The following is a 13,374-nucleotide window of genomic DNA, read 5'->3' on the forward strand; positions in this document are numbered from 1 at the left end:
GGATTAACATGACTCAAAATGATAAATTAAATAATAAGAGTGTGTTAGATATTATAAAATTTCAATTAAAGAATAATATAAGACAATATACAATGTTTATAGCATTAATAGGTATAATGGTAATTTTCTCATTACTAAATGGTAATTTCTTTACACCTAGAAACTTATCTACTCTTATGTTACAGACTGCTCATATTGCAATTCTTGCATGTGGTGTTGTACTGGTAATTGTAGCAGGACATATAGATCTGTCTATAGGAGCTGTTGTAGGTTTAACAGGAGCAGCATGTGCTATTCTTATGCGAAAGTTTGGTGGAGGTCTAGGTGGTATTGTTCTAGCAGTTGTGATTACATTAGCTATTGGGGCTATCATTGGTTTGTGGCAAGGATACTGGGTAGCTTATAGAAAAGTACCAGCATTTATTGTTACCTTAGCTGGAATGATGTTCTTCAATGGATTGCTTCTTAAAATAACAAATGGTGAAACTATTCCAGTACCAAATGCATTTAAGGTTATTGGACAAGATTATATTCCAACAATTTTTGGTGGATCAAATTCAGTTAAGGATATGATTCCTCATAATACTACGATTGTTATGTTAATTGCAATTATTGTTATATATGTAGTAATGGAATTAAAGAAGAGAAAAGAAAGACAAACATATGAATTTGAGGTTCTTCCATCAACATTATTTGTGCTTAAACTTTTAGTGGTAATATCGATGATCTCTTTCGTATTTATAATCTTATCACTTTATCGAGGAGTGCCTTACTCAACATTATTGTTAATGGTTGTTGGTGGTCTTTACACATTTATTACCACTAAAACTACTTTTGGAAGGCATGTATATGCTATTGGTGGAAATAAAGAAGCGGCAAAGTTATCAGGTATAGATATTAAAAAGAGAACATTATGGATATTTATATCATCAGGTATTTTAGGTGCTATTGGTGGAATGCTGTATACAGCAAGACTTGCATCAGCAACTGCAGCGGCAGGACAAGGTATGGAACTTGAAGTTATAGCAGCGGCTATTATCGGTGGAACAAGTACTCTTGGTGGAGAAGGAACTATAATGGGAGCTATAGTTGGTGCTTTAGTTATGGCAACTCTAAATAATGGTATGCTTCTTATGGATGTTGGTACACCTGAGAGATTAATTGTTAAAGGTTTTGTACTGTTATTAGCAGTATGGATTGATATATCAACAAGAAAGAAAAATGCATAGATTTTTTTAAAACCCCTTTTCTGAAAAGAGCCCATATGGGCTCTTTTAGCTTTTAATAATGTATAATGATTGACATTTCTCTCCGAGAAATTTTATCATATTAATCTATGGAAAATGCTGGTTCATAACTATATTTGCTAAAGAAATCAAGTGTGATATACTATGATAAGTTATAAATTTACTTTAAAGGGGATGAGTGTATGAAAGAGATGTTTAAGAAGTTTAAGGATAATAAATTTATACAAGATTGGGTAATACCTTTTGCTACTGCGGGGATACTATTTTTAATTTTGACTAAATTTGTTTTTTTTGGTATAAGGGTTCCTACTCCATCTATGGTTCCAACAATAAATGTAGGAGATAGGATGTTTACTACTCATATATATAATTACGATAATTTAAAACGAGGAGATATAATAGTTTTTCAAAATAAAGAAGAAAACGATGGACGTCTAGTTAAAAGACTTATAGGATTACCAAACGAAGAAATTAGAATTGAAAGGGATGGAACAATATATGTAGATGGAGTAAAACTTGAAGAATCTTATGTTGTAAATCAGGTTGATAAAAATGGTAAGTATCCGTTGATGAATATTGGTACATTCAAAGTTCCAGAAGATGCATATTTCTTTTTAGGAGATAATAGAGCAGGTTCAAGGGATGCAAGATACTGGGATGATCCATATGTATATAAAGATGAGTTAATAAGTAAAGTTAGATTTAGGTTTTGGCCATTAAGTGATTTTGGAAAGTTAAAATAGATAATCTTAATAATATTCTATATTTGTAAAATATTATCGAACTTAGAGGTTCAAAACGACATAGTGTGATATAATAGGTATTGTTTGAATATTATGTTATTTAAGGAAAAGAGGGATTCGATATGAATGTTAACACACAATATGCAATTGATATGATGAAAAAATATCTAGAGATTCCAAGTCCATCTGGATATACAATGAATGCGATTAAAGAGATAAAGAAAGATTTTGAAGAGTTTGGACTTGAGACAAGCATAACAAAGAAAGGTGCTCTTATAGCAACAATGAGAGGACAGGATGATGAAGAGCATGTGATGATTACAGCGCATATAGATACTTTAGGTGGTATGGTTAAGGAAATAATGCCTGATGGTAAGCTTAGATACTTTAGAGTTGGAGGCGGATGCTGGAATGCTGTAGAGGGAGAGAACTGTACAGTTATAACTAGACATGGTAAAAAAATAAGAGGGTCTATTATACCTACAGTAGCATCTTCTCATGTAAATGGGCTTAAAGCATATGAAAGCAAAAGAGATGATTCTCTTATGAGAGTAAGACTTGATGAAAAAGTATTTAATAAGGAAGATGTTAAAGCTCTTGGGATAAATGTTGGTGATTTTATTGTTATGGATACAAGAACAGAAATAACTGATAATGGATTCATAAAAACTAGATATATAGATAATAAATCAGCAGTAGGTATGGTACTTGAGATATGTAGATATATGAAAGAAAATGATATGAAGCCAAAGAATACAACTCATTTCTTTATAAGTAATTATGAAGAATGTGGACATGGAGTAGCAGGGGTACCTTCTAAGACAAAAGAGGTAGTAGCAATTGATATTGGAACAGTAGGCCCTGGTCAGGAATCTAGCGAATATGCTGTTAGTATTGCAGCTAGGGATAATAAGACTCCTTACGATTTTGAATTTAGGAATAGATTGGTTAATATTGCAGAAGATAACCACATAGACTATAAGGTGGATGTATACAATAGTTATTCTTCTGATGCAACTCAGTTAATGCATAGTTCAATTGATTTGAATTTTGCTTGTGTTGGACCAGGGGTGGATGCAACACATCACTATGAAAGAACTCATACTGATGCTATTGAAAACACAATAAAACTTTTAATTAATTATTTGAAATAGGCTTCGTTTAAAATAGCTTCAAGGGGTGTATGGAAATATGCGATGAGGAATATAAACGGAGTGATATTTCCAGTGAAGGAGTGAACAATATGGGGGAGATTTTATTCAGAGAACCTTCTTTAGAAGAGTTTGAAGCTGTACAAGAGGTATTTCATGATGTATGGGATATGCATATAATGCGAGAGACCTATGCAGCTCAGGTATTTAATAAAAATGCATCTGTAATTGGTGCTTATTTAGACGGTGAGATTATAGGGGTTATCTCAAGTTTTATGTCAATAAATAAACGTGGTAAGAAAAGATGGGAAGTTGATCTTTTAGCAGTTAAAAAATCAGTTCAAGGAAAAGGTGTAGGTACTAGACTTGTTCAAGAAGCAATTAAAAGAGGGGAAGCTCTTCAGGGCGATTATGCAAGGGCACTTATTAGAATAGAAAATATAGGTAGCCAAAAGGCATTTGAGAGAGCTGGATTCAAAAAACAAGAAGGTATTTACAACCTTATATTATGGCAAACATGGAGTTTCAAAGAAAGATTAAGAGAAGTTCAGGATATTACATATCTACCAATGGATACATTATCCTACAGAGGATTATGGATTGAAGATTTATTTTCAAGAGAGAGAAGCCATGATGAGTACAAAATGGCAATAAATTATGCTCAACAGCTTGCACATAACGAAAAAAGAGATAATACAGGGGCTACAATACTAAATGAAGATGTAAGTAAATTACCTAGAAGTATTGTAAAGCAATCTGCTAATCATGGAAAGTATAATTGGTGGACGGTGGATCTAAAAGCGTAATGTATAATGTATAATGTAAAATGGAGAATGATGGAGATTTCTCTTCGAGAAATTTTAATTGTATTGGTCTTTGGACAATGAGGGGTTACTCGTTTCATTTTGAATGAAACATTGTATTTAAAATTAAGATATTGTTTTATAAATCAAAAAAGTTGGTGACTTTGTGTTGCCAACTTTTTTAGATAGTTGTGTAAGTTATAAACTAAAAATGTTGCAAATAATTCTGACATAATAAAGGAAAATAAGGAATAATGTAGAAAATAATTATCATAACAGAAAATTTTTTTAGAAAGGAGCAAAAATGAATAAAATACTTTATTTACTACTAATTATAGTAATATTATTTTCTTATAAAATATTAGAGAAATATTTTGAAAGATTTTTTCCAAGAATAATAAAAAGTCAATTATGGGATAGCAAAGGATACTATTCTTGGGGACTGGTGCTATTAATAGTTTATTTAATAATTAGACCTAAGGATTATTTGTTTAAACTTCCAATAAATAATAAAGAGGGTTTGATTGTGGTTTTTTGTTTTGCGTTATTTACATTGTTTTTGTGCATACAAAATCCAAATAGTTATTATCCAAGAAAAAGCAATAAATTGAGGTGCGTTCATTTTGGGGTAGTACAACCTATTTTTGAAGAAGTAGCTTTTAGGGGGTTAATATTACCTATGACGATCTTTTTAATAGGTGACAACTTTAACATGATTATGTTAACCAATGGAATAATGTTTATGCTTTTTCATATAAATTATTGGTCTTTTGAAAAACGACACTTTAATTTATTTTTTAACTTCTTTTTTATGGGATTGTTTTTTACATATGTAGCTCTTATTACTCAATCAATTTTTTATTCAACTATATGTCATATCATAGGAAATGGAGGATATACAGTTTATAGAAATTGGCGTGATAAAGGTACTGCTTAATAATCATTATCTATGGTAAATTAACTATAAAGTTAAACGTATTCTTCTTATTTGATGTATTAAATAGATAAATCACTTGATTCATAACTCTATTCGTACTGTGCATTATGAAAGGGAAAATATAGTTGTTGAATGTTTATAGATAACAAAATTAAGGAACTCTTAAGAGTTCCTTAATTTTATATATAGGTCTTAAATAATATTGTTGTATATCAAGTACAATATTTTATCACAGATAAAATGAGTAAAATCATCTTAATCTATAGAACAATACAATGTAGTTTCTGCGCTAGCAGAAACATCCTCCATTATACATTATCAATTATACATTATACATTTGTTTCTCAGCACGGCTTACTGTGCTTTTTTAGGTTCTTTTATAACGTACACGTCTGTTCCAACGTTATTGATTGTATATAGTATATCTGAAGCTTGATAAAAGCGATTCTTTCCTTTATAAGAACCATCTGTATATTGATCATTAAGTGAGAATGGGTCATATGTTGTGAAATACAGGCAATTATCGATTATAGCAAACCCTTTTATTATGATGTAATGCTCTGTTCCATTATAGTAAATATTTTTATGAGATTTATTATTAGTCTGAGGAGAAATATCAGAAGGATTAATCTTTAAAATTAAAATGTGTCCATTATTCAGGTTATGGGTAATCAATTCTTCTGTAATATCTTCAGCAGGATATAAGCTATGTTCGCTATAAGCTGAAATTGCTTTTTTTACACTTCTATCAGTTAATCTGTCATTTTCACTAAACATATGTATTGGTCTATGTTTAAATTGTTGCTTATCAGAATATAACCAATCAAGCATCATTAGTATAGTATGGTGAGCGCCGTTTAAATAGTACTGATCATTTAAATTATCAATTCCTCTATACCAGTTCATTGATATATCATTTTGCTTAGAAAATATAACTTTCTCTCCAAGGAAGTAATTTTTACAGATTTCATCTGTAATCATATTTTTACGATCATTTTCATCAGGTACTAATATATAATTTAAAGAAAATGTTGAAAAAATATTATCAATTTCAAGAGATATGTTTTTTGAAGTGAAATCTTCTATTGTATGAATCGATGAAGCAATAAATGAATTAGATTTTGAATCCCATACTACTTGAATTATAATATCTCCGAAAAGTAAGAAATTAATTTCAAAATATAATGTTTCATTATTAAGTGAAAATAACTCTTCTTCAGAGTAAGCACCTCTAAAGGAAACAATATTAGTCGTAGCATTATTTCTTTCTATGTCATTTAAAACTAGCAAGAGGTTTTCACCTTGATTGTTAGTATAATACCATTGTGAACCGATTGGTGTAGTTTGTAGCATAATTTTTTCTGATAAAATATCTTTGGTAAGAGTGGTTTTAGTATTAGTGTTTAAGTTAGAGACTATTTTATTAGTAGTATCTGCATAAGAACAGGTGATTAAGTTGCTAAAAAAATAAATTATTAAAAATACTGATAAACAACAGATAGTTCTATGTTTTTTCATAATAACTTCCTTTCAAAATTAAGTTATATATAATCTATATGTTAGATACAAAAGGAATAAAACTAGAAATAAAACAAAGAATATATAAAGGCATATAAAAATTGTAAGGAGATGAATATTATGAAGGTGAGATTAGGATATGTTGCTATTGCGCTTAGGCTGCCAAAGGTTACATCATCTAGTACAGTTACATATAGAACATATTCAAGATTAGGTAATGAACAGGAACGCTTAAACAAGTTAAAGAGTGTTACATTGTCAAATCTTAATGATCTTGCAAAGATACTTGAATATAATAAAAAGAATAATATTCACTTTTATAGAATTACATCAAAGCTAGTTCCACTTGCTACCCATCCAGAGGTTAAAAACTGGGATTATAGAAAAATTTTTAAGATAGATTTTGAAAGTATAGGGGAATTAATAAACTCAAGTGGAATAAGAGTTGATACTCATCCAGATCAATTTAATGTAATTAATAGCGTAAAAGAAGAGGTGTTTAAGAGCACAATAAGAAATTTAATTTATCATGTTAATTTTTTTGAAGATATTAATTATAAACATGGGAAAATGGTTATTCATGTGGGTAGTTCACAGGGTGGTAAAGAAAAGGCACTTGAAAGATTTAAGGCTAACTATGAAAGAATGCCTAGTGAAATAAAAAATAGGCTCATGCTGGAAAATGATGACAAAACATTTACAGCAGAAGAAACATTAGGGTTATGTGAGGATTTAAATTTACCTATGGTTTTAGATGTTCATCATTATCATTGTAATCATGGTGAAAAAAAGTTAGAAGATATGCTTAATAGGATAATAAATACTTGGGAAGGAGAGTTTTATAATCCTAAATTTCACTTTTCAAGTCCTAAAGAAGGAGGTTTAGACAGGAAACATGCTGACTATATTGATGGTGAAGCTTTTATTAAGTTTATTGAAAAATGTGCTTTAGTAGGAAAGGATATAGATATAATGCTGGAGGCTAAGAAAAAAGATTTAGCATTGTATGATTTAGCAATTTATATAAGACAAAATAGACCAGAATGGGATTGGATAGATACATCAACTTTTGAGGTAAGGTAATTGAAAGAGGAGTGATTTGGTGAAGAAAAAAATATTTATGATGCTTCTCGCAGTTTTTATACTTATAATCTATGAAACAACTTTTGGGAATCCTGATGATTTTACATTAAAATCTCCTGATAAGTATGTAATAAAAAAAGGAGATTTTTTTCAAATTAAAATATTGGAAAATAATTCGAGTGGATATACATGGGCTGTAGAAATAGGTGATAAAGATACAATAGAATTAATAGAAGAAGAGAAAAAGGATATTGAAAAGAATAAAAAAGGAGCAGATAAATTACATATTTTTAAATTTAAAGGCTTAAAAAAAGGAGTAGCAATTCTTACTTTTTCACTTGAAAAAAAAGGTGAAAAGATTGAGCCAATCAAAATAAAAACAGTGTTTATAGAAGTAACATAGTAATAAGTATTAATGAGAAAAATGTAATATTATGGGATGTAAATAGTGTATAGATATGTTATTATATAATAAATGTATTTATATGCTTTTTTTTATTATAATTATATTTTTTATTATAATTATAATAAAACTGAATTTGTACAAGTTATATATGATTTTGATTTATGATTAAAGGGGTATATGTGGTTTTTAAAAGTAACAAGGAGGAAGAAATTATGGAAGAGAACAAAATATCATCAAATCATTTAAAAACAAATGATATTGTATTAAAAATTTTTAAATTTGCAATAATAATGTTAGTAATTGACCTACTTATAGTTTTTATAAGAGATAAACAAATTGACTTGCATATTGATAGGCTGCTTGTATATGCTCAATTATTTGTGTTTACAATACCTATAATAGTTCACAAGAAGTTGAAGAATAAAGAGAATTTTAAATATATAATAGTAGGGTGTTCATTATTAGCATGTTTTTCCTTATATGTAGCATCAGGAATAATTGCTGTTATGACATGGATAGTACCAATACTCTTAGCATCCCTATATATTGATGGTAAACTGCTAAAAGGAACTATATTAAGTACTATACCGTTTATGATAATTGGAATCATTATAAATACGAAAGTATTTGAAAGTACAATAATGATGAATAGTATGGCGAATGCTTTTAAGTATTCAATATTTTACGTTATACAGCTTATTATAATAGGTGGAATTAGTTATTTATCTTGGAAACAATTTATTCAGTTGTTAAAAGAAAATGAAAATAATATGATAAAAGTAAAAAAGGTTCTCGAATTAAACAATACTTATGCTGATGGATTTGCTAGGGATGTTGAGGTTTTGGATAATAATATAACACAAGTTAATCAAGCAATTTCAGAAATAACTAACTCAACAGAGGTGATGGTAAATAAATCAGAGGATTTTGTAAAATCTATTTCAAATACAGAAAATACTGTAGAGAGTATTGAAGAATTTATTAGAGAAACTCAAGGAAAAATGGGTGCAATTATGGAAAGTAGCTTTAAAGTTACTTCATATTCGGAAGAAAACAAGGATAAGTTCTTAAAAATTACTGAAGAAATAGATAAGACAAGCACTCAAGCTGTTAAGTCTTTAGAAGCTGTAAAAAGCTTAATAAAAAGAAATGAAGAAATTGAACAAGCTGTTTATGCTATTGGAGATATTGCAAAACAAACCAATTTACTTGCTTTAAATGCATCTATTGAAGCTGCACGCTCAGGTGAAGCAGGAAGAGGTTTTGCGGTAGTAGCTGAAGAAATAAAAAAACTATCCTCACAATCAGAAGAGGCAGCTAATAAAATTGGTGACTTAATATCTCATATAACAAAGGATATATCAAAAGTTGATGAGACAATTAAAGAAAGTAATAATATTATTGAAAATAATTCACAGCTTATTAAAGAAAGTGTTAGTAGCTTTGATCTTATGTTTAATGCACAGAATGATATTATAAAAAATATTGAAGATAGCAGTTACATGATTGCAAAGTTAAATGGTAGTGGTGAAGAGATAAAAGTAAATGTAAACAATTTAAGAGAAGTACATAATGGTAATCATAATAGCATTATGGAAATTTCAGCCTTAAGTGAGGAGATGAATGCTTCATTTGCTGAAATTGCTGAATATACAAGTAATATAAATAGAAGTGCACAGAGTTTGAAAATGAATAATTAGACAATAAAAACAAAAGGTGAATCCAAAGATTCGCCTTTTGTTTTACCAAAATAATAATAATAAAAAGTGTTGACTTCAACACTTTTGTGTGTTAAAGTATTAAACAAGCAGTCACACTATAAAGCCCAAATATTATGTGATTGTAAAAAGATGTTTTATGAGAGTACTTATTGACACTTTCATAAATAACCATAACCTAGAATACTTATGAAATAACCTTTAATATTTGTGATTGTACAAATATTCCTACCCTTAAGAATTTGACGGAAGAATTCTTAATAATTAAAGCCTAGAGGCTGTATAATAATTGTTATACAGCCTCATATAAAAATAAAAGACTGTATTCTGTTTACAGGACCTTGTAGGTATACCCAATATACTTGCAAGGTCTTTTTGATTTATAAAAAAATGAACTATTGGTTATAAGAGGGAGTGACCACTGTGAAGTGGTAAACATATATTTAAATATGCTATAATAAAAATGAGGAAAATATGATTTAGTATACTGGAATAGGAAAAGTATGACATATTTTTAAAATTATATTATAGTGGAGGTAATTTCAATGAAACCTGTAGATATCAATTGGAGTGAGTTAGGATTTAACTATATCAAAACCGATTATAGATATGTTTCTCATTGGAAAGATGGAAAATGGGATGAAGGGAAATTAGTTGAAGATAATAAGATTGCTATTAGTGAATCAGCTACAGCACTTCATTATGGACAGCAATGTTTCGAAGGTTTAAAGGCTTATAGAACTAAAGATGGAAAGATACAGCTATTTAGACCAGATCAAAATGCTAAAAGAATGAACAGTAGTTGCAGAAGAATTTTAATGCCTGAGATTTCAGAAGAACAATTTATTGACGCTTGTATACAAGTAGTTAAAGCAAATGAAGCATATGTACCACCTTATGGAAGTGGAGCAACTTTCTATTTAAGACCATTTATAATAGGTGTAGGTGATAACTTAGGAGTAAAAGCAGCACCAGAATTTATGTTTGTGGTATTCGGAGTTCCAGTAGGACCATACTTTAAAGGTGGAATGGCTCCAGTTAACTTTATGATTGCTGAATATGATAGAGCAGCTCCATTTGGAACAGGGGCAGCAAAAGTTGGTGGAAACTATGCTGGAAGCTTATTAGCTCATAAAATAGCAAAAGACAGAGGATTTGCTGATGCTATATATCTTGATCCTCAAACACATACAAAAATTGAAGAAGTAGGTGCAGCAAACTTTTTTGGTATTACAGAGAATAATGAATTTATTACTCCAAAATCAGAATCAATACTTCCAAGTATAACAAAATATTCTTTAATGCATATTGCTGAGAATTATATGGATATGGAAGTAAAAGAAGAAGATGTATTTATTGATAAATTAGATAGATTCACTGAGGCAGGAGCTTGTGGAACTGCTGCGGTTATTACACCGATTGGTGGAATAGAGCATAATGAAAAACTACATGTATTCTATAGTGAAACTGAAGTAGGTCCAATAACTAGAAAGCTTTATGATACCCTTTCAGGTATTCAATTTGGTGAAATTGAAGCACCAGAAGGATGGATAGTTGAAGTAAAATAAGAGATATAAATAAAAATAGAGTGTCATCAAGAGATGACACTCTATTTTTATTAATTTTGTAAGTTAATCCAAAGAGAAGTTATATAATCTTTTACATTATCAGTGAATTTAAAATCATTTTCAACTAATAATTTTTTGAAGGAATCCAGCTCTTTTACTGCAAGGTTCTTTTTATTAGATAAATCTACATTTTTAATAAAGGCTTTGAATTCATCAGAAGTATATTCACTATCAATGGGAATGTTTCTTATAGGACCATTCATAAGAAGGGTACCCATATAAACATAATAACGATGTTCCATAATATTATATCTGAGAGAATCGTGATACTTGTCCATGAAATTTGCCACATTTTTAGCTCTATCAAATTGTTCTTCAAGAGACAAAACAGGAGTTCCATCAGAGAAAGAAGGGGCATCAGATTCAACGTTCATTAACTCAAAATAAGATTTAATATCTTCAGCAATGTAATTTGAGTACTTATTATATGCTGAATAATCTATAATTGCATCGTAAGTACCTTCCGTTACAATAAATTTGTAATGAGACTTTAAAAGATCTGTAACTAGTGATTTAAGAGCTTCATTTTCAATTTTATCAACGTTATCTAGAGTGATATTTTCATAGTTATATGTATTTATAAGAATTTTGTCATTTTCATCTGAATGAAGTTGTTCATTAATTGAGATGAATCTATCACTTTGAACAACCTCTAATAAAAGAACTAAGTCTGTAGCATTATCAATAGATAGATATCCAATATTTTCATCTAGATAAGTTACTAGTTCAGTTAGTTTTTTATTATCTTTAACATATTGATTGAATTCATTAATTATTTCAGTTTGATTATTTTTTGATTTCTGTTTAGAAGGATTTGAATCTTTCACTGTGTTAACAACTTCATTTTTTTGTGTGTTTTTTGAGTTGTCTTGCGGTGAATTATTAGAAGTACACCCTATTAATGTTCCGCTTGCAATCATAGCAGATAAAACAATACATAATAAATTTTTCCTCATTTTAACCTCCGAAGTATGTTTCATACTCTATTTTAAAATATTTTATAAAGCATATATAATTAGGATACATAAATTTTGAAAAGTTTTCAACAAAGTTTAATGTTTCTTAATAAAAGGTTAAAAAATGAGTAAATATTAGTATAGACTTTTTTTGTTAAATATTGTACAATTTAAAGGTTGCAAAACAAATAAGAAGTAAATATGTTATAATATAGAAAAGTGATTATGATTTACCATAGATAAATGTGGTGTTATAGGAGGGGGAAATATGAAGGTTTTAGGGGTTTATAAGTCTTGGAATAAGTTTACAGAAGAGATGAATGGTAAGTTTCAAGAGGAAAGTATGGAATCTAATATGCCTCATATTTCATTTAAGATAGACGGGGATGAAGTAATATATAAAATCGAAAAAATCCATAATAAGATTTTACCAAGATTTCAAACTTATCTTAAAATGGAATTGAATTATAAGGAAGTTTTAAATTTTAGATTCTTTTTAGAAAAAATAAATAAAAGATCAAAGGGTAAAGAAAATGAAATCGATGGCATTGAAAAGATAGAAATAGCAGATTCAGAGTTTAATGATAAATTTAGTATATATACTAATAATGAAGAATATGTAAGAATAATGATGAATAAAAGTGTTATTAAAAGATTGATATGTGGAATACCAGTTAAAAAATTGTCTATTGAAACTGTGGGAAAAAAGAAATATATATGTATTAAGACTCAAGGAGTGGCTAAAAATATTGAAACATTAAGAAAAATGTATTATCTCATTATAGAAATATTAGGATGTTTACAAGAAATATAATATTTTTTAGAAAAAGTTGCGAATTATTGCAACTTTTTATATTTTAAATCGTTTATATATTAAGAATGATTTAAAGGAGATGATTATATGGTAAAAAATATGGTTCCAACATTATTATTTGCACTATTAATAGTAATTTTTTCAGCATTAACTATTAATTATTTTATATCGGCTTTAGGTTAAGAGTCATCGTTTATTAAAGGGACGATGGCTCTTATTTTTTATTCTTAAGGAAATTGAAAAATTTCACTAAGAAATTATCGATTAAATTTTCTTAAGAATAAAAAATACAAATAGCTCTTTACAAAGTTGTAATTTAATGGTAGTATTAATGTAAAGCTAGCTTAACATTAATCTGATACCAATATAT

General features: G+C 28.7%; 12 protein-coding genes. 10 read left to right on the plus strand and 2 right to left on the minus strand.

The genetic code is table 11. The features are described 5' to 3' along the window. The first annotated feature begins 8 nt into the window (after positions 1–8). The 5 genes from OW730_RS05550 to OW730_RS05570 all read left to right on the plus strand — a co-directional run bounded on the left by OW730_RS05550 (position 9) and on the right by OW730_RS05570 (position 4,881). Positions 9–1,229, plus strand: a complete 1,221-nt coding sequence (locus tag OW730_RS05550) for a sugar ABC transporter permease (RefSeq protein ID WP_271228074.1) — start codon at positions 9–11, stop codon at positions 1,227–1,229. 200 nt (positions 1,230–1,429) lie between these two features. Next, on the plus strand, positions 1,430–1,990 hold the full coding sequence (lepB, locus tag OW730_RS05555) for a signal peptidase I (RefSeq protein WP_271228075.1): 561 nt from the start codon (positions 1,430–1,432) through the stop codon (positions 1,988–1,990). 122 nt (positions 1,991–2,112) lie between these two features. Beyond that, positions 2,113–3,144, plus strand: a complete 1,032-nt coding sequence (locus OW730_RS05560) for a M42 family metallopeptidase (protein ID WP_271228076.1) — start codon at positions 2,113–2,115, stop codon at positions 3,142–3,144. An 89-nt stretch (positions 3,145–3,233) separates the two neighbouring features. Next, a complete protein-coding gene (locus OW730_RS05565) occupies positions 3,234–3,947 on the plus strand; it encodes a GNAT family N-acetyltransferase (RefSeq protein ID WP_271228077.1) in 714 nt (237 codons plus the stop codon). A 301-nt stretch (positions 3,948–4,248) separates the two neighbouring features. Next, complete coding sequence (locus tag OW730_RS05570) at positions 4,249–4,881, plus strand: CPBP family intramembrane glutamic endopeptidase (protein WP_271228078.1); 633 nt, start codon at positions 4,249–4,251, stop codon at positions 4,879–4,881. A gap of 354 nt (positions 4,882–5,235) precedes the next feature. Here OW730_RS05570 and OW730_RS05575 read toward each other — a convergent pair whose 3' ends face one another. Further along, a complete protein-coding gene (locus tag OW730_RS05575) occupies positions 5,236–6,399 on the minus strand; it encodes a hypothetical protein (protein WP_271228079.1) in 1,164 nt (387 codons plus the stop codon). Between the two features lie 120 nt (positions 6,400–6,519). On the opposite strand from OW730_RS05575, the gene uvsE reads away from it, so the two are divergent. The 4 genes from uvsE (at position 6,520) to OW730_RS05595 (ending at position 11,174) form a co-directional block, all read left to right on the plus strand. After that, the gene (gene uvsE / locus OW730_RS05580) at positions 6,520–7,482 is read left to right on the plus strand and encodes a UV DNA damage repair endonuclease UvsE (protein WP_271228080.1); all 963 of its coding nucleotides are present in this window, start codon (positions 6,520–6,522) and stop codon (positions 7,480–7,482) included. 19 nt (positions 7,483–7,501) lie between these two features. Then, positions 7,502–7,885 (plus strand): protease inhibitor I42 family protein, encoded by a 384-nt coding sequence (locus OW730_RS05585; RefSeq protein ID WP_271228081.1) that lies wholly within the window; start codon positions 7,502–7,504, stop codon positions 7,883–7,885. A gap of 215 nt (positions 7,886–8,100) precedes the next feature. Then, positions 8,101–9,588 carry a methyl-accepting chemotaxis protein gene (locus OW730_RS05590; RefSeq protein ID WP_271228082.1) on the plus strand — a complete coding sequence of 496 codons (1,488 nt, stop codon included), beginning with the start codon at positions 8,101–8,103 and terminating at the stop codon, positions 9,586–9,588. A gap of 563 nt (positions 9,589–10,151) precedes the next feature. Further along, complete coding sequence (locus tag OW730_RS05595) at positions 10,152–11,174, plus strand: branched-chain amino acid aminotransferase (RefSeq protein WP_271228083.1); 1,023 nt, start codon at positions 10,152–10,154, stop codon at positions 11,172–11,174. 50 nt (positions 11,175–11,224) lie between these two features. Here OW730_RS05595 and OW730_RS05600 read toward each other — a convergent pair whose 3' ends face one another. Then, the gene (locus tag OW730_RS05600; RefSeq protein ID WP_271228084.1) at positions 11,225–12,190 is read right to left on the minus strand and encodes a hypothetical protein; all 966 of its coding nucleotides are present in this window, start codon (positions 12,188–12,190) and stop codon (positions 11,225–11,227) included. A gap of 268 nt (positions 12,191–12,458) precedes the next feature. Here OW730_RS05600 and OW730_RS05605 point away from each other — a divergent pair, with 268 nt between their 5' ends. Beyond that, positions 12,459–13,004, plus strand: a complete 546-nt coding sequence (locus OW730_RS05605) for a DUF3137 domain-containing protein (RefSeq protein WP_271228085.1) — start codon at positions 12,459–12,461, stop codon at positions 13,002–13,004. The last annotated feature ends 370 nt before the right edge of the window (positions 13,005–13,374 follow it).

It is taken from the genome of Oceanirhabdus sp. W0125-5, from assembly GCF_027938815.1.
GTDB lineage: Bacteria > Bacillota > Clostridia > Clostridiales > Clostridiaceae > Oceanirhabdus.